Source organism: Microbacterium keratanolyticum, from assembly GCF_016907255.1.
Classification (GTDB): domain Bacteria; phylum Actinomycetota; class Actinomycetes; order Actinomycetales; family Microbacteriaceae; genus Microbacterium; species Microbacterium keratanolyticum.
Map to the genome: position 1 here is coordinate 2,639,686 of NZ_JAFBBQ010000001.1, position 19,439 is coordinate 2,659,124.

Sequence of the window (19,439 nt, forward strand, 5' to 3'; positions counted from 1 at the left end):
ACGTCATCTTCAGGAGCAACGGCGAGCACAGCTCTAGGCTTCCGTCCATGACGAACGACTGGCGGGACGACCGTATCGGCTCTGCACTGCGGGGCGAGAACCCCACCGTGCTCGGCGAGACGAAGGCGGGCTTCGCCGTCATCGGCGACACGCAGTTCCTGCCTGGATACAGCGTGCTGCTCTCGCGCACGCCCGGGCCGACGGCGCTCGCCGAGCTTCCGCGCCCCGAGCGCGTGCAGTTCCTCGCCGACACCGACCTCCTCGCGACCGCCGTCGAGCGAGCCTGCCGTCGTGTGGGCGAGGGATTTACGCGCATCAACATCGATATCCTCGGCAACAAGGACGCCTTCGTTCACGCGCACGTCTGGCCGCGCTTTGACTGGGAAGACGAAGTGCGCCGCCGTTATCCGGTGTGGCTGTACGACGGCGCCAACTGGTCAGACCCCGCGCACGCCCTCGGCCCGCAGCATGACGAGCTGCGACAGGCGATCACGGACGAGCTCGCGGCAGCGCAGGCAGAGTTCGCCGACTAGTCGCGCCCCGGCGGGCGCGGCGCGAAGCGCGGGATCCACCGGAGGAATCCGGCCGCGCCCAGTAGTCCGATCACGCCCATGGCACCGGTCGCGACCATGATCGACGAGGCGGCGGCGATGGCCGAAAACAGCAGGGGTGCGGTCGCCCCGCCGACATCCGTCAGCGTCCGCCACGACCCGAGGAAAGCGGCAGGGGCATCCTGAGGTGCGACGTCCGCTCCCAGAGTCAGCAGGATGCCGCTGGAGAGCCCGTTGCCGACTCCGAGCACTGCCGCGAAGAGCCCGAACCACAGCACAGCCATGTCGCCGTCGTGCGTGAACGACAGCGCGATGAATCCACTCCCCATCAGGATCGTCGCCGGCAGCGCGGCCCAGAGCCTGCCGAAGCGATCCATGACCTGCCCGCTCGCGTAGAAGAGGGCGAAGTCGATCGCGCCGGTCACACCCATGACGAGCGCGATCGTCGAAGCATCCAGTCCGATCGAGACGCCCCAGATCGGCAGCGCCACCTGCCGCGCCGAACGAACGGCCGACAGTGCCGCAGCGGCGAGCCCGAGTCGGGACAGCACCCCGCGGCTCTGCCACATCGTGCTGAAGACGCCGCGTCGGGCCTGCGACGGGATGGAACCCGTGACCGCCTCACCCGAGTCCTCCACGAGTTCGGGCCCGTTCGCGAGTGCCGCTTGCTCTTCCGGATCCGGCCCGAACAGCACGAGCAGGATCAGCACGACCAGGCACGCACCGAAGAACCAAAGGGTCGAGAACTCCGTCTGGAACGCCGACAGCAGCACGGCCGACACGAACGGTCCGACGAACATGCCGAGGCGGAACGATCCGCCGAGCAGCGACAGTGCTCGAGCGCGGAACTCCAACGGAACACGCGTCGTCATGAACGCGTGGCGCGCGAGTCCGAACGCCGACGCCGAGACGCCGATCACGAAGACCGCGAGTGTGAAGAGCGGGAGTGACGGAGCCAGCGCGCAGGCCACGGCGCCCAGGAGCGCGATGATGCCGGCAATGACCATCGTGTAGCGCTCACCGAGACGGGCCACCGCCCAGCCCGCCGGCAAATTGCCGCAGAGCTGGCCGACGACGAGAGCGGATGCCACGAGTGCCGCCGTGGCCAGATCCGCGCCCATGTTCGCGGCGATGACCGGGATGAGCGGCAGCACGGCGCCCTCGCCGAGCGAGAACAGCACGGTCGGGAGATAGACCATGGGCCCGTACTGCCAGAGAACCGTCGACGCTCGCGTACGCATTGCCCCACGGTATCGCGCGGGATGGTGAGTCCACGGCTCGGGCGCGATAGTCTGGGCAGGTCATGCTCGAACTTGATCTCTCCGCCCAGATCGCGGACCTCCGTCAGACCTACAGCGATATCGCCGAGGTCGTCGACGTCGAGAAGCTCCGTGCCGATATCGCCCGTCTCAGTGAAGAGGCCGGTGCCCCCGACCTCTGGGACGACCCCGAAAGCGCGCAGAAGGTCACCAGCGCCCTCAGCCATCGGCAGGCCGAGCTGAAGCGCGTCCTCGAGGTCGGCCAGCGTCTCGATGACCTCGAGGTGCTCATCGAGCTCGCGAACGAGATGGAAGACGAAGACTCCGCGGCCGAGGCGCGCGCCGAGCTCGACGCGCTGACGTCCGTCATCAACCAGCTCGAGGTGCAGACGCTGCTCGACGGCGAGTACGACGAGCGCTCCGCCATCATCACGATCCGCTCGGGTGCCGGTGGCGACGACGCGACCGACTTCGCCGAGATGCTCATGCGCATGTACCTGCGGTGGGCCGAGCAGCACGGCTACTCCGTCAAGGTCATGGACACGTCCTACGCCGAGGGCGCGGGAATCAAGTCCGCCACTTTCGAGGTCGACGCGCCCTACGCGTTCGGTACGCTCTCGGTCGAGGCCGGCACACACCGTCTCGCGCGCATCAGCCCCTTCGGATCAGCCGACAAGCGCCAGACGTCGTTCGCGGCTGTCGAGGTGATTCCTCTCATGGAAGAGGCGACCGAGGTCGAGATCCCCGAGAACGACATCCGCGTCGATGTCTTCCGCTCTTCCGGCCCCGGCGGGCAGTCGGTCAACACGACCGACTCGGCCGTGCGCCTCACGCACCTTCCGACGGGCATCGTCGTGTCGATGCAGAACGAGAAGTCGCAGATCCAGAACCGCGCGGCCGCGATGCGCGTGCTGCAGACGCGCCTTCTGCTCCTGCAGAAGGAAGAAGAGGCCGCGAAGAAGAAGCAGCTCGCCGGCAACATCACCGCGAGCTGGGGCGATCAGATGCGCTCCTACTTCCTCTACGGCCAGCAGCTGGTGAAAGACCTGCGCACCGGGTTCGAATCGGGCAACCCCGCCAACGTCTTCGACGGCGACCTCGACGGATTCATCTCCGCGGGCATCCGCTGGCGCAAGCGCAAAGACGAGGACTGATTCACACGGCAGCGGATGCTGCCCAGGGGAGTGTCGCTCGCCGCAGGCGGGTGCCTGCCGCTTAGGCTCAAGACGCCATGATTCGGTTCGAAAACGTCACCAAGCGCTATCGCGGCACGAAGCGTCCCGCCCTCTCGGGCGTCGATTTCGAGGTGCAGCGAGGAGACTTCGTCTTCCTCGTCGGCACGTCGGGGTCGGGGAAGTCCTCGTGTCTGCGTCTGATCCTCCGTGAAGAGATCCCGACGAGCGGCCGTGTGGCCGTGCTCGGACGCGACCTTCGCACGCTCGCGAACCGCAAGGTGCCGTACTTCCGGCGCAACATCGGCTCGGTATTCCAGGACTTCCGTCTGCTGCCGTCGAAGACGGTCTTCCAGAACGTGGCGTTCTCGCTGCAGGTCATCGGCGCCTCGCGCGGATTCATCCAGCAGGCGGTGCCGGAGGCCCTCGCGCTCGTCGGCCTGGAGGGCAAGGAGAAGCGTCTTCCGCACGAGCTCTCCGGCGGCGAGCAGCAGCGCGTCGCGATCGCACGAGCGATCGTGAACCGCCCGCAGGTTCTCCTCGCCGACGAGCCCACAGGAAACCTGGACCCGGCGACCTCGACAGACATCATGCAGCTGCTGGCGCGTATCAACGCCGGTGGTACGACCGTGCTCATGGCCACGCACGAGGCGGCGTTCGTCGACCAGATGCAGCGTCGCGTGATCGAGCTGCGCAACGGTGAGATGGTGCGTGACGAGGTCGGCGGCGGGTACGGCGACACCTCGCACGTCCCGATCCTCACGCCGGAGGCGATTCGCGGTGCGGCCGCCTCTGCCGCCCTCACCGCTGTTCTCGAGGTCCAGCGCGAGACCGCCGCGGCGATCTCGGGCGACAGCCTCGCCGCAGCCGCCGTGATCGCAGCCGCGATCGAGACATCGGATGCTCCAGCCCCCGCACCCGTGGCGCCTGCCGCCGACGACAGTGCGCCGGCGGAGGCATCCGATTCGGCGGAGCCGGCCGCAGATCACACCGCGACGGGCGCACAGCAGCCCATCGTGCTGCCCGAGGTGGACATCGCCGAGATCGGCGTCGCAGGCCGACTCGGCCTCGAATCCAACGACGACGAGGAAGTAGGACCCACCTCATGAGGCTCGGTCTCATCCTCTCCGAGGCGCTGACCGGTCTTCGCCGCAACGCCTCCATGGTCATCTCTGTCGTTCTGGTGACCTTCATCTCGCTGACCTTCGTCGGTGCCGCGATCCTCATGCAGTCGCAGATCGGGGCGATGCGCGAGTACTGGGAAGGCCGCGCGCAGATCGCGGTCTACATGTGCTCCGAGGTCTCGCAGACCGAGACCTGCGTCGACGGCGTCGCGAACGAGGAGCAGCTGGCCTTCGTCGAGTCGGAGCTCGCCAGCGACACGCTCGCGCCGCTCATCGCGGATGTGCGCTTCGAGGACCGCGACGAGGCGTACCAGAAGACCGTCGACCTCGTCGGCGACGACTATGCGAGCGTCATCACCCCCGAGCAGATGAATGAGGTTTTCTGGGTCAATCTCAAGGATCAGACCCAGTCGACGGTCATCGTGGAGGCGTTCCAGGGGGTGAAGGGCGTTGAAGAGGTCAAAGACCAGCTCGAGTACCTCGATCCGCTCTTCTCGGCACTGACGATCGCGACCTACATCGCCGTCGGAATCGCCGGTCTCATGCTGATCGCCGCCGTTCTGCTGATCGCCACCACGATCCGGCTCTCGGCCTACGCACGACGCAAGGAGATCGGCATCATGCGACTCGTCGGCGCGTCGAACCGCTTCATCCAGACGCCGTTCGTGCTGGAAGGCGTGTTCGCGGCGGTCATCGGATCGCTGCTCGCGAGCACCGCCGTGCTGCTGGGAGTGCACTTCGGCGTGCAGGAGTACCTGCGCGGTCGGGTCACCTTCATCACGACCTGGGTCACGATGCAGGATGCGCTGCTTGTCGTGCCGATCATCGTGGGTATCGGAGTCGTGCTGGCTGCGTTGTCCGCCGGTTTCGCGATCCGCCGCTGGTTGCGCGCGTAGCATCCGCACCGCGGTTGCCGGCGGCACCCGCGGTGTTGTTAGACTGACAGGCTGCCGTGCGCCCGCATGGCTGCAGAGGAGAGCACTATGCCCAGGGAACGCGGGGAGAAGGTCATCGCGACCAATCGTCGCGCACGTCACGACTACAACATCGAGAAGTCGTACGAAGCGGGGCTCGTGCTGACCGGCACCGAGGTGAAGTCGCTGCGCCAGGGGCGCGCGAACCTCAGTGACGGCTATGCGTTCATCAAGGGCAACGAGGCCTTCCTCGACGCCGTGCACATCCCGGAATACTCCCAGGGGCACTGGACGAACCACTCGGCCAAGCGCATCCGCAAGCTCCTGTTGCACCGGGAAGAGATTGCGAAGCTGTCGCACGCGGTCTCCGCCGGCGGGTACACGCTCGTGCCGCTGCGGCTGTACTTCTCCGATGGGCGCGCCAAGGTCGAGATCGCACTTGCCAAGGGCAAGAAGGAGTACGACAAGCGTCAGACGCTGCGCGAGCGGCAGGACAACCGGGAAGCAGAGCGCGCCATGCGTCTGCGCAACCGGATGGGCGAGTAGCCCGCGCCCGTCAGATCTTCGGGGCGAACCCGAAGGCCTCGCCGAGGAACCGCAGCTCCGCCTCGGCGACGGTGATGATCGTCTCCGCCTGGCGGAAGCCGTGTCCTTCGCCGGGGAACAGCAGGTACTCATGGGGGATGCCACGGGCAGCCAGCGCGTCCCGGATCGCCTCCGACTGCGACGGGGGAACCACCGCGTCGTCCTCGCCCTGCAGCAGCAGAACGGGAACATCGATGCGCTCCGCGTGCGTGAGCGGCGAGCGTTCGATGTAGACGGCCTCGGTCTCGGGCAGCGGACCCACGAGAGCGTCGATGTAGTGCGCTTCGAAGTCATGGGACTCGGCGACCAGCGCGCGCAGGTCTGCGACGCCGTATCGGCTGACGCCCGCGCCGAAGACACCTCCACGCACGAGCGCTGACAGCACGGTCCATCCGCCGGCGGATCCACCACGGATCGCGAGACGCGCAGGATCAGCTGCGCCGGATGCCGCAAGTCCGGCAGCCGCGGCGAGCACGTCATCGACGTCGACCACGCCCCACTGCCCGTTGAGGCGTTCACGATAGGCGCGGCCGTAACCGGTCGAGCCTCCGTAGTTGACATCCAGAACGCCGATGCCGCGACTGGTGAGATACGCGATCGCGGGCGAGGCTGCGCCGGCGACGTGCGCCGTCGGACCACCGTGCACGAGCACGATGTACGGAGGGCGCTCACCCTCGGGCGCCGTCGCCAAGGGATTCGTAGGCGGGTAGTCGAAGGCGTGCACAGGCCCGTGGGTCCCATCGATCGTGAGAGGACGTGCGACCGGCACCCAGGCCGGATCGAACGTGCCACCGCCACGCACCGAGGTGACCCGCCCATCCGCGGTGTCCACGAGCCAGAGACCAGCCGCGCTCGACGGGCCTGCACCGGTGATGAGGACGCGTGTGCCCGCCGCGTCCTCCACGCTGAGTCCGGCATTCATCGGCACGGTGAGCGTGCGCGTCGCGCCGTCGGGTGTGATCACCACGACCTCATCCGTGCCGTTCGTGCGCAGCGCCACGATGCTGCCGTCGGCGAGCGGCTGGTACCACCGCTGCCCGAGAACCCAGAGGCCACCGCCGGTGTCCGCGTCCGCCGGAGAGACGGGGGTGGGCCCGGCCGTGACCGAGAGGCCGTCGAGTTCGAGGCGCTGGAGGTTCCAGCGGCCGGTGGGATCATCTGCATAGAGGAGGGAGGTGTCGGAGAGCCACTCGGGCTGCAGAGCCGCCCGTGTCGGCGTCTGGGCGACAGCGCCGCCATCGATCTCCTGCACGCGCAGATGCGCGCTGTCCCAGGGCATCTGCCGCCCCGACCACTCCACAAACGCGACACGTGTGCCGTCGGGCGAGAGCGTCGGGTGCGCCCAGAACGCGGTTCCCTCGATGACCACGCGGATCTGCTCCGCATCCTCGGCCGCCCGCCCGTCGAGAGGGATCTCCACGATCGCACGCAGGTGCGGCTGCACTGTAAGGTCTTCACGCACCGCCAACAGTCGGCCGGACTGCACTCGCAGGCCACCGTGGCGTGGACCTGCGGGGGTCAGCGGTTCCGGTGCGCCGCCCGGAGACAGCCGATACACGCGCTGATCGGACGCCTCGACGAAGAACAGCGTGCCCGTCGCATCCGCCGTCCATGCACCGCCGCCGTACTCGTGGACCTTGGAGCGAGCGCTCCAGGGTGCAGGGAGCAGGTCGACGGTTCCGGATGCCTCGCCCCGACGGATCGTCACCCGTCCACGCTCCGCCGGGACCGACTCGCCCCACCAGATGTCATCCCCGACGAAGCGCGCCCCGTCGATGCGGGAGCCGGCGATCGCGAGATCTGCTGCGGTGAACGGAGAATCCCATGCACCGTACGGAGCGGTGTACGACAGAGCGGAACGGTCAAGCATTCTTCGAGCCTACGCGGGCTCCGCATTCCGGGCCTCGCGATCGGGCGTTCGGGGCGGCCCCGGTGGTTGCCGCATCATCGAGAGCCGGCGTGGGGTGCTCGCAACACCCCACGCGGATCTCAGACGGCGCGCAGGACCGCGACGATCTTGCCGAGAATGGTCGCTTCGTCGCCGAGGATCGGTTCGAACGCAGAGTTGCGGGGGAGCAGCCAGGTGTGGCCGTCCCTGCGGCGGAACGTCTTGACGGTGGCTTCGCCGTCGAGCATCGCCGCCACGATCTCACCGTTCTCCGCCGTGTGCTGTGCGCGCACGACAACCCAGTCGCCGTCACAGATCGCCGCGTCGATCATCGACTCGCCGGACACCTTGAGCATGAAGAGGTCTCCCTTGCCCACGAGCTGGCGGGGGAGAGGGAAGATCTCTTCGACGTGCTGATCGGCTGTGATCGGCACGCCTGCGGCGATCTGGCCGACGAGGGGGACGAGCGCCGCATCGCCCACGGACGGCGCGGTGTCTGCCGGGTTCTCGCCGGCGGTACCGGGGAGGTCGATGAGAACCTCCATCGCACGGGTCTTGCCGGGGTCGCGGCGCAGGTATCCACTCAGTTCGAGTTGTCCGAGCTGGTGCGTCACGCTCGAGAGCGACTTGAGACCCACAGCGTCGCCGATCTCTCGCATGCTCGGCGGATAGCCGTTCACCGCGATCGACGTCTGGATCACTTCGAGGATCGCCAGCTGCTTGGCGCTGAGGTTCTTGCGGCGCCGAGTACGCGCGACCTCTGCGTCGGACGATGCGGTGTCGCTCATGAGTGCTCCTTCGTCGTGATTGTCGCGTCGTGGGGGTCGGAACCCGTGATTTCGGCGGGAAACGCCCTCGCGGGCCGAATGTCTGAGGCCCGTGGTGGGCTGTGTTCATCGAAACCGTAGCCGATGTTCGGACGAAAACGGAATATCTGTTCGAGCGTGTCGAGATGGTTTCGAGGAGTTTTCTCGAACAAACCTTGACATGCGTTCGAAATCGAAGATATCTTCGGAACGTAGGTTCGCATTCGGCTCTCTCGGCCGAGAGTCGAATGCGAACACTGCGTCACACCTCTTCTAAGGAGCAGGCGACATGACCACCATGACCCTCACCCCGGCAACGCCCGTCCAGACGCGTCTGCGCATCACGGCGCGAGGTCGTCGGGTGCTGGCCGCTCTCATCGCGCTTCCGATCGCGATCGGGATCGCCGCCGCCGCTCTGAGCGGCGGCAGTGCGACGGCTTCTGCGGAGGCGAACGGTGGGGTGTCTTTCGAGACGGTCACGGTGGTTCCCGGTGACACGCTGTGGTCGATCGCGACGACGATCGCGCCAGAGGCTGATCCTCGCGACGTGATCGATGAGATCCGCCGGCTGAACCTTCTGCAGAGCGGTGCGCTCTCCGTCGGGCAGGAGCTCGCGCTGCCTGCCGCGTACACGAAGTAGAAGGTGCGGCATCCGTGGGCTGACACAGTGCGGAGCAGCCCATGGGTGCGGCCTACGATGGCAGGGTGACCGTTTCACTCGATGATCTCCCTCTTCGCGACGACCTTCGCGGTCTGCGTCCCTACGGCGCGCCGCAGGCGCCACTGCCTGTGGCGCTCAACGTCAACGAGAACACGCATCCGGTGCCCGAGTCGGTGGCGAGTGACATCCTCGACGACATCGCCGTCGCGCTGCGCGACGTGAACCGCTATCCGGATCGTGAGTTCACGACGCTCCGTGAAGGGTTCGCCGCGTACCTCGGACACAATCTGCAGGCAGAGAACATCTGGGCGGGTAACGGCTCGAACGAGGTTCTGCAGCACATTCTTCAGGCTTTCGCGGGCCCGGGACGGACAGCTTTCGGATTCGGACCGACGTACTCCATGTATCCGCTCCTCACGCAGGGAACCGGCGCGCGCTGGATCTCTGGCGTCAGGGACTCGGACTACTCGCTCACCGCAGACGACGCTGCAGCGCAGGTGCGAGCGGCGGACGCCGATGTCATCATCCTCTGCGCGCCGAACAATCCAACAGGCACGCCCCTCGGTCTCGACGTCGTCGAAGCCGTGTACGAGGCGGCCCGCGGCATTGTGATCGTCGATGAGGCGTACCAGGAGTTCGCTCCGAGGGAGTCGCCCTCCGCGCTGACTCTGCTCCCGGGGCGCCCACGCCTCGCGATCTCCCGCACGATGAGCAAGGCCTTCGCCTTCGCGGGTGCACGGGTCGGGTACCTCGCGGCCGACCCGGCGTTCATCGACGCGTTGCGCCTCGTCCGTCTGCCGTACCACCTCAGCGCCCTGACGCAGGCGGCAGCGGTCGCCGCGCTGCGGAACGCGCCAACGATGCTGTCGATGGTCGACGAGATCGTCGAGCAGCGTGATCGCATCTCCGCCACACTCGAAGCGCTGGGTTACACGCCGCACGAGTCCTGGTCGAACTTCGTTCTCTTCGGGGGCGTGACGGATCCCGCGGCAACCTGGCGTGCGCTCTACGATCGTGGCGTTCTGATCCGCGATGTGGGCATCCCCGGACACCTCCGTGTCACGGCCGGGACCGAGGCCGAGACCACCGCATTCCTGGACGCTCTCGCCTCGATAGGATCAGCAGCATGACCGCTCGTACCGCCCGCCGCACCCGTTCCACCTCCGAGTCGACCGTTGAGCTCGAGCTCAACCTCGACGGCACCGGTGTCAGCGACATCCACACGACGGTCCCCTTCTTCGACCACATGCTCACCGCCTTCGCGAAGCACTCGCTGACCGACCTCACGGTTCGCGCGACGGGTGACACCCACATCGATGCCCACCACACAGTGGAAGACATCTCCATCGTGCTCGGCCAGGCGATTCGCGATGCGCTTGGCGACAAGGCAGGCATCTCGCGCTACGGCGACGCCCTCGTGCCGCTGGACGAGGCGCTGGCTCAGGCCGTCGTCGACATCTCGGGTCGCCCGTTCCTGGTGCACGAAGGCGAGCCCGCCGGCTTCGAGTTCCACCTGATCGGCGGTCACTTCACCGGATCGCTCGTTCGCCACGTCTTCGAGGCGATCACGCTCAACGCCGGTCTCACCGTGCACGTGCGTGTGATCGGCGGACGCGATCCGCACCACATCGCCGAAGCCGAGTTCAAAGCGTTCGCGCGCGCATTCCGGCAGGCGAAGTCGATTGACCCGCTGGTTCAGGGAATCCCCTCCACCAAGGGTGCGCTGTGAGTGAGCGCCCCAAGGTCGTCGTCTACGACTACGGCTCCGGCAACGTCCACTCGGCGGTCAAGGCTCTGATCGCGGCGGGCGCGGATGCAGAGCTGTCGAACGACCGTACGGCGGCGATGGAGGCCGACGGCCTGCTGGTTCCCGGGGTCGGTGCGTTCGCGGCGGTGCGTGAAGCGCTTGCGGCGCATCGTGGCGAGGAGATCATCGGGCGACGCCTGGCAGGCGGACGCAAGGTGCTCGGCATCTGCGTCGGCATGCAGATCCTGTTCGAGCACGGCGTCGAGCGCGGCGTGAACGTCGAGGGTCTCGGTGAATGGCCGGGTACCGTGACCGAGCTTGATGCGCCGGTGCTCCCGCACATCGGCTGGAACACCGTCGAGCCGGGGGAGGGCAGTGTGCTCTTCCGCGGCATCGAGAACGAGCGTTTCTATTTTGTGCACTCGTACGCCTCCCAGCACTGGGAGCTCGACGTCATCCCACCGTTCCCCGGCCCCGCACTGACCTGGACGACCTACGGTTCGCCGTTCCTCGCCGCGGTCGAGAACGGGCCTCTCTCGGCGACGCAGTTCCACCCGGAGAAGTCGGGGGATGCCGGCATTCAGCTGCTCCGCAACTGGATCGGCTCGCTCTGACGCGCAGGGGGTTTTCGTGCTCGCGTTGCGGGCGTACGCTGAGCCCCTGTGTCATCGTTTTGAAGCCCGCGCGATAGCGGGCTACTCTCGGTTCTCGTGCCTCTCGGCGCGCCACCCCTGACTTCCGCACCAGCGCGTGATGACCGCGCCGGGCGCACTCTGATCAAAGGACGACATGAACGACTTCGCGTCAACCCCGGCCCTCACTCTGCTTCCGGCCGTCGATGTGGCCGGCGGCAAGGCCGTTCGCCTCACGCAGGGCGAGGCGGGCTCCGAGACGAGCTACGGCGACCCGATGGATGCGGCCGCGGAGTGGGCGGAGCAGGGTGCCGAGTGGATCCACCTCGTCGACCTGGATGCGGCGTTCGGCCGTGGCAGCAACACCGCCATCATCCGCAAGGTCATCAAGCAGTTCCGTGGGGTGAACGTGGAGCTTTCCGGTGGCATCCGCGACGACGCATCGCTCGAGGCGGCGCTGGACAGCGGCGCCGTGCGCATCAACCTCGGCACTGCGGCGCTGGAGAACCCTGAGTGGGCGGCAGATGTCATCGCGCGCTACGGCGAGGCGATCGCTGTGGGCCTGGACGTGCGCGGGACGACGCTCGCCGCGCGCGGCTGGACGAAGGACGCCGGTGACCTCTGGACGGTCCTCGACCGTCTCGAGGATGCGGGGTGCAGCCGGTACGTCGTCACCGACGTCACCAAGGACGGCACGCTGCGCGGCCCGAACCTGGAGCTCCTGCGCGAGATCGTGGGTCGCACCCCGAAGCCGGTGGTCGCGTCCGGTGGCATCGCGAACCTCGATGACATCGCCGCGCTGCGTGAGCTCGTCCCGCTCGGTGTCGAGGGCGCGATCGTCGGCAAGGCGCTGTACGCGGGTGCCTTCACGCTCGCGGAAGCACTGGACGTCGCCGGAGACTGACTCCGCCATGACCAGTCACCACGAGCATCACGGTCTCAACACCGGCGACTCCGCGGGCGTGCCCTGGGAGGGTCGCCGCTTCGAGGAGAACACGAGGGCGGATGACGACGGCTCCGCCGACCCTGCACTGCTCGATGCGCTGATCCGGTTTCGAGCGGGGGAGGCGAGCGAGACCGAGGTCGTCGACGCGTTCCGTTCAGCCCGGGTGCTCATCCCGCTGCTCGCGGAGAAGGGCGATGAGGGCGTCGGACCGACCGGCTTGAAGGTCGACAAGACGCAGGAGCTCTCGATCGTCACGGTGTCTGCGCCGGATGGGCGTCGGGTGCAGCCTGTGTTCTCGTCCGTGGAATCGATGTCCGCGTGGGATGATCTCGCGCGTCCGATTCCGGTCGAGGCGCGCCGCGCGGCGCTGGCGGCGTCCGCGGAGCAGACCGACCTCATCGTGCTCGACCCAGGATCCGCGACGGAGTTCGTCGTGCGTCGCCCCGCCGTGTGGGCGGTCGCGCAGGAGGAGCCGTGGGAGCCGAGCCCCGTCTCGCCCGCCGTGTTCGCCGCGCTCCAGGAGAGCGTCGCGACCGAGATGTGGGTCATCGACGTCGCGGTGGTTCCCGGAGATCCGGATGCCCGTATGCACGGCCCCGAACTGATCGTGGTCCTGGAGCTGGTGGATGGGCTGGAGCGGGAGCAGCTGGATGCCGTGCTGCAGCGGCTCGCGACCCGCTGGGCGGCCGATGACCGCATCGCGGTGCTCGTGGACTCGTTAACGGTCAAGCTCCGCCGCAGCATCTAGCCACGGCGGAGCTCTGAACGCGTCGGGGACGGGCCGTCAGTTGACGGGTCCGGTCCACTTCTCGCCGGGACCCTTGCCGATGGGGTCGGGAACAGCGGATGCTTCACGGAACGCCAGCTGCAGGGAGCGCAGCCCGTCGCGGAGCGAACGTGCGTGCATGTCGCTGATCTCGGGAGCGCTGGCGGTGACCAGTCCTGCGAGGGCGTTGATGAGCTTGCGCGCTTCGTCGAGATCCATCTCCGCGTCGGGGTCGTGGGCGAGGCCGACCTTGACGGCAGCCGCACTCATGAGATGGACGGCTGTGGTCGTGATCACCTCGACGGCAGGCACATCGGCGATGTCACGAGTCGCGGAGCTCGCTGCTTCTTCCTGACGCGCCCACTTCTCGTGGCGGTCGTCTGCGGACTCGTGCGCTGCCTGATTGGTCACTCTGCCTTGCTTTCTGTTAGACTCGTGCGGGCTCCGGGGCGTCATGCTCCGGACAGAAAGAGGATTCATTCCCACCCGCGCTTGCCGTTCCAGGCTACCGGGTCTTGCACTCCACCGGCGCGAGCCGGCAGAAAGGGTGCCAAGCCAGTATCTGAATGCTGGCGGGTGGGGCGATCCGATTTCGCCCGCAGTGCCTTCACTAAGGCGCCGCGGTGGCCGAAACCCCTCACCTAAGGAGCACCGCATCAGCGATCCCCGTACCAATGAGCGCATCCGCGTCCCCGAGGTCCGCCTCGTCGGCCCGGCGGGTGAGCAGATCGGCGTCGTCCGCATCGAGGCAGCCCTCCGCCTCGCGCAGGAAGCAGACCTCGACCTCGTCGAGGTTGCACCGAACTCCAAGCCGCCCGTGGTCAAGATCATGGACTACGGCAAGTTCAAGTACGAGGCTGCCCAGAAGGCGAAGGAAGCGCGTCGCAACCAGGCCAACACGATCCTCAAAGAGGTTCGCTTCCGCCTGAAGATCGAGGCGCACGACTACACGACCAAGCTCAAGCGCGCAGAGGGCTTCCTCCAGGCGGGCGACAAGGTCAAGGCCATGATCCTCTTCCGCGGTCGCGAGCAGTCGCGCCCGGAGCAGGGTGTGCGTCTGCTGCAGAAGTTCGCAGAAGACGTCGCCGAGTTCGGCACTGTCGAGTCCAACCCGACGATCGACGGTCGCAACATGGTCATGGTGGTCGCTCCGCTCAAGAACAAGTCCGAGGCGAAGGCCGAGCAGAACGCGGTGCGCGCTGCTGCGAAGAACGCCGCGCGCTCCGGTCAGAACGGCGCAGCCCCCGAGGCCGCGCCGGCTGAAGACGCGGAGTAATCCGCCCCACAGACTCCCGCACCGCGGGTTGACAACGTCGCCTGAAGAGGCGCCACCACGAAGGAAGAGAAGATGCCGAAGCAGAAGACCCACTCGGGTGCCAAGAAGCGCTTCAAGATCACCGGCAGCGGCAAGCTGAAGAAGCAGCAGGCTGGCATGCGCCACAACCTCGAGCACAAGTCGAGCCGTCGCACGCGTCGTCTGAACCAGGACCAGGTTCTGTCCCCGGCAGACGCCAAGGTCGCAAAGAAGCTTCTCGGCCGCTGAAACGCGTCCGATCTTTTAGGAAGAGGAACAACACGTCATGGCAAGAGTCAAGCGGGCAGTAAACGCCCACAAGAAGCGTCGCGTCATTCTCGAGCGCGCTTCCGGTTACCGCGGTCAGCGTTCGCGTCTGTACCGTAAGGCCAAAGAGCAGGTCATCCACTCGCTGGTCTACGCGTACCGTGACCGTCGCAAGCGCAAGGGCGACTTCCGTCGTCTGTGGATCCAGCGCATCAACGCTGCGGCCCGTCAGAACGGCATCACGTACAACCGCTTCATCCAGGGCCTCGGCCTCGCGGGTGTCCAGGTCGACCGCCGCATGCTCGCAGAGCTCGCAGTGAACGAGCCCGCGACCTTCGCGTCGCTGGTCGCGACCGCGAAGAACGCTCTTCCGGCCGACGTCAACGCACCGAAGTCGGCGGCGTAAGCGTTTCGCTCTTCCGAAGGGGCGCCCTCTTCTTGAGAGGGCGCCCCTTCGTCGTCTCCGATCGGCGCGCCTTGCGTGGCTCCCGAGGCGCGGTGGGTGGACTGCCTAAACTGGGGGAGTGCTGGAGAATCCTCGGTCCCCGCGTGTTCGCGCCGTTGCCAAGCTGACGAAACGCGCCGCGCGCAGCGACACCGGACTCTTTCTGCTGGAAGGTCCGCAGGCCGTCCGCGAGGCGTTGACGTATCGCCCGGATGCGATCGTGGAGCTGTATGCGACACCGCAGGGGTGGGAGAAGCATCCGGACATCCGCGACGCCGCGCAGGAGCATGGGGTGCGGGTTGATCTCGTGGCTGAGGACGTGCTGCGCGCGATGGCCGACACCGTCACCCCGCAGGGGCTGATTGCGGTGGCGCGTCAGACGCCGGCGTCGATGCGCGATATCTTCGCTGCCCGCCCGCGGCTGGTCGCGATCTGTGAAGAGGTGCGGGACCCCGGCAATCTGGGCACGATCATCCGCGCCGCGGATGCGGCAGGAGCAGATGCCATCGTTCTGACCGGGCGCACGGTCGATCCGTACAACCCGAAGGTCGTCCGCTCGACGACGGGATCCCTGTTCCATGTTCCCGTGTCGGTCGGAGGCGATCTCGCCGATGTCATCGAGGCCGCGCATCGTGCCGGCATGTCGGTCGTTGCCGCCGACGTCAAGGGTGACGATCTGCTCGCCGCCCGCGCGGAGGGAGCCTTGAGCGGTCCCACTGCATGGCTGTTCGGCAATGAGGCCAGAGGGCTGGAGGACGAAGCCCTCACACTCGTCGATCGTGTGCTGAAGCTGCCGATCTACGGCCGTGCGGAGTCGTTGAACCTCGCGACCGCCGCGAGCGTGTGTCTCTACGAGACAGCCTTCGCGCAGCGCGATCCCGCAGGCAGATAGGTATCCCGGTATACCGCTCGGTTACATCTCGGTAACCTCGACGGGGCACTCTGGCGCGTTCTCTCCCGTCTCCATAGGTTGGGATGCATGGATGCACACAGTCGTGATTCCGCGCTCGTCGTCGTCGAGAACGTGCAGAAGCACTACGGCGACTTTCAAGCACTGACGAACATCAACCTCACGGTCAACAAGGGCGAGGTCGTCGTCGTCATCGGTCCCTCGGGCTCCGGCAAGTCCACTCTGTGCCGCACGATCAACCGCCTGGAGACCATCACCAGCGGCTCGATTCGCATCGACGGGCGAGAGCTTCCCGCCGAGGGACGCGGACTCGCCAACCTCCGTGCCGATGTCGGCATGGTCTTCCAGTCGTTCAACCTGTTCGCGCACCTCACGATCCTCGAGAACGTCACCCTCGGCCCGATCAAGGTGCGCGGAATGAAGAAGGCGGATGCGGAGAAGGAGGCCATGGCGCTCCTCGAGCGCGTCGGCGTCGCGCAGCAGGCCGCGAAGCTTCCCGCCCAGCTCTCCGGCGGCCAGCAGCAGCGCGTCGCGATCGCTCGCGCCCTCGCGATGCATCCGAAGGTCATGCTCTTCGACGAGCCGACCAGCGCGCTCGATCCCGAGATGATCAACGAAGTGCTCGACGTCATGGTCGGCCTCGCCAAGGAGGGCATGACGATGATCGTCGTGACCCACGAGATGGGCTTCGCCCGGAAGGCCGCCAACCGCGTCGTGTTCATGGCCGACGGTCAGATCGTCGAGGAGGCCACGCCGGAAGAGTTCTTCACCAACCCGAAGAGCGCCCGCGCGAAGGACTTCCTCTCCAAGCTTCTCACCCACTGAGCGCCCCTACCCACGGCTCTCAGACGCAATGACCATCCTGAAGACCAAACGAAGGAGACGCACATGCGACGTACACGGACACTGGCAGGAATCGGGATCGCCGCCGCAGCGCTGCTCGCGCTGACCGCCTGCAACAGCGGATCGCCATCGGCGCCGGGAGGCGGCGATGCCACGGGCGGTGGCGACGCAGGGGATGACACGGGCACCTGGTTCGAGGTCGCCACGGACGTCACGCTGGAGGGAAGCCCGACCTTCGATGCGATGAAGGAGCGCGACGGGGTCGTCGTGGGCGTCAAGGAGGATCAGCCGAACCTCGGCTTCCTCGACGTGACGACGGGGGAGCGCACTGGCTTCGACATCGACATCGCGCGCTGGATCGCGGCATCCCTCGGCTTCAGCGAGGAGCAGATCGAGTTCAAGCCGATCGCCTCGGCGAACCGCGAGCAGGCGATCGTGAACGGCGACATCGACTACTACGTCGGCACGTACTCGATCAACGACAAGCGCAAGGAGCAGATCGACTTCGCGGGTCCCTACTTCATCACAGGGCAGGGGCTGCTGGTCGCCGCGGATGCTCCGGAGGCGACCAAGCTCGAGGACTTCAACGGCAAGACCGTGTGCTCGGCGACGGGGTCGACTCCGATCCAGAACATCAAGGCGAACTTCCCTGAGATCAAGACGCAGGAGTACGACCTGTACTCGGCCTGTGTGGAGGACCTCCTCAACGGTAAGGTCGACGCGGTCACGACCGACCAGGCCATCCTGATCGGTTACGCCGCGCAGTACCCGGATGAGATCAAGGTCACCGGCGGACTCTTCACGGAGGAGCGCTACGGTGTGGGCCTGCCGAAGGGTGATGACGCTCTCCGCGGATTCATCAACGACATGTTCACCGACGGCGGCGACATCTGGCAGGCGATCTTCGACAAGAACCTCGGTTCCTCGGGCATCAAGGTCAGCCAGCCGCAGGTCGACGCGTACTGACCGTCGTGGGGGTGACCGCTGATTCCAGCGGTCACCCCTGCTTCACCGCACGCCAACGCAGAAGGGGAGGGTGACGTGGACGTCATCTTCGGCAATCTCGACCTCTGGGGAGAGGCGATCGGCAACACGCTGCTCGTCTTCTTCGTCGGTGGTCTCATCGCCCTCGTGCTGGGGTTCCTGGTGGGCGCGATGCGCGTGTCACCCGTGCCCATCGCCCGCGGGGTCGGCACGGTGTACGTCAACCTCGTCCGCAACACGCCCCTGACTCTCGTCTTCTTCTTCTTTGTCTTCGGATACCCGCAGCTCGGCCTTCCGGAACTCTCGAACACGGTGCTCGGCATTCTCGCGATCGGCATCTACACGGCCACCTATGTGGCGGAGGTGCTTCGGGCCGGGATCAACACGGTCCCTGTCGGGCAGGCGGAGGCCGCTCGCGCGATCGGGCTGCCGTTCGGCCAGGTCATGACCCTCGTGATCCTGCCGCAGGCATTCCGCTCGGTCGTCCCGCCGATGATGAGCGTGTTCATCGCGCTGCTGAAGAACACCACGGTTGCCGCGGGATTCTCGATCGCCGAGCTCGCCGCTCTGCGGGCAACCATCAACGACGCCGCCGACCGCCCGGGTAACCCGATGGAGGTTCTGCTCTGGGTCGCGGTCGTATTCGTGATCCTGGTGCTGGGCCTCAGCGCCGTGCAGCGAACGCTCGAGAACCGATGGAGGATCGCGCGATGACTTCCGTGCTCTATGACGTCCCGGGCCCTCGGGCGATCGCCCGCAACCGCGTTCTGGCGGTTGTGACCGTACTCGTCGTGCTCGCTGCGATCGGCTTCATCGTGTATCGCATGGCTGTCACCGGCCAGTTCTCGCCGGAGAAGTGGTACGTCTTCACGTTCACGAACGTGTGGAACGGCATCCTGCGCGCACTCGGTGCGACACTGGCCGCCTTCGGGCTCGCGGCGGTGCTGAGCGTGGTGCTCGGCTTCGTTCTCGCGATCGGACGCCTGTCGGACCATGCGTGGGTGCGGGTGCCGGTGACGGTCATCACGGAGCTGTTCCGTGCCGTTCCGGTGCTCGTGTTCATGATGCTGCTCTACTACGGACTGCCCGTCCTCGGGATCAGGATGGATCCGTACTGGGCGGTTGTGCTCGCGCTCATGGCGTACAACGGCTCGGTGCTCGCCGAGGTCCTCCGCGCCGGCATCGAGGCGCTGCCGCGGGGGCAGAAAGAGGCCGGCTACGCGATCGGTCTGCGCAAGAGCGGGGTCATGCGACTGATCCTGTTCCCGCAGGCGGTGCGGGCGATGCTGCCCGTGATCGTCGCGCAGCTCGTCGTGACGATGAAGGACACCGCACTCGGCTTCATCATCACGTACCCCGAGCTCCTCTATTACGCCAAGCAGCTCACGGCCCAGCAGGGCCGGCCGATCCTGCAGTCGGCGTTCGTCATCGGCGGCATCTACATCGTGATGTGTCTGATCCTCGCCGGCATCGCGAAGTGGGTGGAGGTGCGTACGCGGCACTCGCCGAAGGTGCGCGGAGCGCAGCCAGACGTCGAGGACGACCCTCGTCTGCACGAGGAGTCGACCGTCACCGAACTCATCGTTGCGCAGAAAGACCAGCGTCGACGCCGGCGGTGACGACGGCGCACCGGGCGCGCCCCGGT

23 protein-coding genes are annotated in these 19,439 nt (G+C 66.8%); 19 read left to right on the top strand and 4 right to left on the bottom strand.

The features are described from left to right. Window positions 1–47: 47 nt before the first annotated feature. Window positions 48–533: a diadenosine tetraphosphate hydrolase gene (locus JOD62_RS12720; RefSeq protein WP_204939628.1), complete on the top strand. Its 486-nt coding sequence runs from the start codon at window positions 48–50 to the stop codon at window positions 531–533. On the opposite strand, the gene JOD62_RS12725 is transcribed toward JOD62_RS12720, so the two are convergent. Further along, window positions 530–1,792 carry an MFS transporter gene (locus tag JOD62_RS12725; RefSeq protein WP_239526691.1) on the bottom strand — a complete coding sequence of 421 codons (1,263 nt, stop codon included), beginning with the start codon at window positions 1,790–1,792 and terminating at the stop codon, window positions 530–532. The two genes, JOD62_RS12720 and JOD62_RS12725, sit on opposite strands and share 4 nt — an antisense overlap. Window positions 1,793–1,854: 62 nt before the next feature. On the opposite strand from JOD62_RS12725, the gene prfB reads away from it, so the two are divergent. The 4 genes from prfB (at window position 1,855) to smpB (ending at window position 5,566) form a co-directional block, all read left to right on the top strand. Beyond that, window positions 1,855–2,964 (top strand): peptide chain release factor 2, encoded by a 1,110-nt coding sequence (prfB, locus tag JOD62_RS12730; RefSeq protein WP_204939629.1) that lies wholly within the window; start codon window positions 1,855–1,857, stop codon window positions 2,962–2,964. A gap of 77 nt (window positions 2,965–3,041) precedes the next feature. Then, a complete protein-coding gene (gene ftsE / locus JOD62_RS12735) occupies window positions 3,042–4,091 on the top strand; it encodes a cell division ATP-binding protein FtsE (RefSeq protein ID WP_204939630.1) in 1,050 nt (349 codons plus the stop codon). After that, entirely contained in the window at window positions 4,088–5,002 is a 915-nt protein-coding gene (gene ftsX / locus JOD62_RS12740; RefSeq protein WP_204939631.1) for a permease-like cell division protein FtsX, read from the top strand. Before ftsE ends, ftsX begins: the two co-directional genes overlap by 4 nt. 87 nt (window positions 5,003–5,089) lie before the next feature. Next, a complete protein-coding gene (smpB, locus tag JOD62_RS12745) occupies window positions 5,090–5,566 on the top strand; it encodes an SsrA-binding protein SmpB (RefSeq protein WP_204939632.1) in 477 nt (158 codons plus the stop codon). A gap of 10 nt (window positions 5,567–5,576) precedes the next feature. Here smpB and JOD62_RS12750 read toward each other — a convergent pair whose 3' ends face one another. Together JOD62_RS12750 and lexA are read right to left on the bottom strand one after the other, a co-directional pair. After that, complete coding sequence (locus JOD62_RS12750) at window positions 5,577–7,475, bottom strand: S9 family peptidase (RefSeq protein WP_204939633.1); 1,899 nt, start codon at window positions 7,473–7,475, stop codon at window positions 5,577–5,579. A 119-nt stretch (window positions 7,476–7,594) separates the two neighbouring features. Continuing rightward, on the bottom strand, window positions 7,595–8,281 hold the full coding sequence (gene lexA / locus JOD62_RS12755) for a transcriptional repressor LexA (RefSeq protein ID WP_204939634.1): 687 nt from the start codon (window positions 8,279–8,281) through the stop codon (window positions 7,595–7,597). Window positions 8,282–8,588: 307 nt separating this feature from the next. Between lexA and JOD62_RS12760 the strand changes: the two genes are divergently transcribed. The 6 genes from JOD62_RS12760 (at window position 8,589) to JOD62_RS12785 (ending at window position 13,033) form a co-directional block, all read left to right on the top strand. Beyond that, window positions 8,589–8,939: a LysM peptidoglycan-binding domain-containing protein gene (locus tag JOD62_RS12760; protein ID WP_204939635.1), complete on the top strand. Its 351-nt coding sequence runs from the start codon at window positions 8,589–8,591 to the stop codon at window positions 8,937–8,939. Between the two features lie 65 nt (window positions 8,940–9,004). Further along, window positions 9,005–10,090 carry a histidinol-phosphate transaminase gene (locus JOD62_RS12765; RefSeq protein WP_271171536.1) on the top strand — a complete coding sequence of 362 codons (1,086 nt, stop codon included), beginning with the start codon at window positions 9,005–9,007 and terminating at the stop codon, window positions 10,088–10,090. Then, window positions 10,087–10,689 (top strand): imidazoleglycerol-phosphate dehydratase HisB, encoded by a 603-nt coding sequence (gene hisB, locus JOD62_RS12770; RefSeq protein ID WP_204939637.1) that lies wholly within the window; start codon window positions 10,087–10,089, stop codon window positions 10,687–10,689. Before JOD62_RS12765 ends, hisB begins: the two co-directional genes overlap by 4 nt. Continuing rightward, entirely contained in the window at window positions 10,686–11,321 is a 636-nt protein-coding gene (gene hisH / locus JOD62_RS12775; protein ID WP_204939638.1) for an imidazole glycerol phosphate synthase subunit HisH, read from the top strand. Before hisB ends, hisH begins: the two co-directional genes overlap by 4 nt. Window positions 11,322–11,496: 175 nt before the next feature. Then, complete coding sequence (priA, locus tag JOD62_RS12780; RefSeq protein WP_204939639.1) at window positions 11,497–12,243, top strand: bifunctional 1-(5-phosphoribosyl)-5-((5-phosphoribosylamino)methylideneamino)imidazole-4-carboxamide isomerase/phosphoribosylanthranilate isomerase PriA; 747 nt, start codon at window positions 11,497–11,499, stop codon at window positions 12,241–12,243. Window positions 12,244–12,250: 7 nt separating this feature from the next. Beyond that, window positions 12,251–13,033 carry an SseB family protein gene (locus JOD62_RS12785; protein WP_204939640.1) on the top strand — a complete coding sequence of 261 codons (783 nt, stop codon included), beginning with the start codon at window positions 12,251–12,253 and terminating at the stop codon, window positions 13,031–13,033. Window positions 13,034–13,069: 36 nt separating this feature from the next. Here the strand turns inward: JOD62_RS12785 and JOD62_RS12790 are convergent, their stop codons facing one another. Beyond that, entirely contained in the window at window positions 13,070–13,462 is a 393-nt protein-coding gene (locus JOD62_RS12790) for a DUF1844 domain-containing protein (RefSeq protein ID WP_204939641.1), read from the bottom strand. 190 nt (window positions 13,463–13,652) lie between these two features. On the opposite strand from JOD62_RS12790, the gene infC reads away from it, so the two are divergent. The 8 genes from infC to JOD62_RS12830 all read left to right on the top strand — a co-directional run bounded on the left by infC (window position 13,653) and on the right by JOD62_RS12830 (window position 19,413). Continuing rightward, window positions 13,653–14,327, top strand: a complete 675-nt coding sequence (infC, locus tag JOD62_RS12795) for a translation initiation factor IF-3 (protein ID WP_271171537.1) — start codon at window positions 13,653–13,655, stop codon at window positions 14,325–14,327. Window positions 14,328–14,399: 72 nt separating this feature from the next. Beyond that, a complete protein-coding gene (gene rpmI / locus JOD62_RS12800) occupies window positions 14,400–14,594 on the top strand; it encodes a 50S ribosomal protein L35 (RefSeq protein WP_204939642.1) in 195 nt (64 codons plus the stop codon). A 37-nt stretch (window positions 14,595–14,631) separates the two neighbouring features. Then, window positions 14,632–15,018, top strand: a complete 387-nt coding sequence (gene rplT, locus JOD62_RS12805) for a 50S ribosomal protein L20 (protein ID WP_204939643.1) — start codon at window positions 14,632–14,634, stop codon at window positions 15,016–15,018. A 118-nt stretch (window positions 15,019–15,136) separates the two neighbouring features. Beyond that, a complete protein-coding gene (locus JOD62_RS12810) occupies window positions 15,137–15,949 on the top strand; it encodes a TrmH family RNA methyltransferase (RefSeq protein WP_204939644.1) in 813 nt (270 codons plus the stop codon). Between the two features lie 87 nt (window positions 15,950–16,036). Further along, complete coding sequence (locus JOD62_RS12815) at window positions 16,037–16,792, top strand: amino acid ABC transporter ATP-binding protein (protein ID WP_204939645.1); 756 nt, start codon at window positions 16,037–16,039, stop codon at window positions 16,790–16,792. Window positions 16,793–16,855: 63 nt separating this feature from the next. Then, window positions 16,856–17,776 carry a glutamate ABC transporter substrate-binding protein gene (locus tag JOD62_RS12820; protein ID WP_204939646.1) on the top strand — a complete coding sequence of 307 codons (921 nt, stop codon included), beginning with the start codon at window positions 16,856–16,858 and terminating at the stop codon, window positions 17,774–17,776. 75 nt (window positions 17,777–17,851) lie between these two features. Then, window positions 17,852–18,508 (top strand): amino acid ABC transporter permease, encoded by a 657-nt coding sequence (locus JOD62_RS12825; protein WP_204939647.1) that lies wholly within the window; start codon window positions 17,852–17,854, stop codon window positions 18,506–18,508. Then, window positions 18,505–19,413 (top strand): amino acid ABC transporter permease, encoded by a 909-nt coding sequence (locus tag JOD62_RS12830; RefSeq protein WP_204939648.1) that lies wholly within the window; start codon window positions 18,505–18,507, stop codon window positions 19,411–19,413. The genes JOD62_RS12825 and JOD62_RS12830 overlap by 4 nt, the downstream gene beginning before the upstream one ends. Window positions 19,414–19,439: the final 26 nt, after the last annotated feature.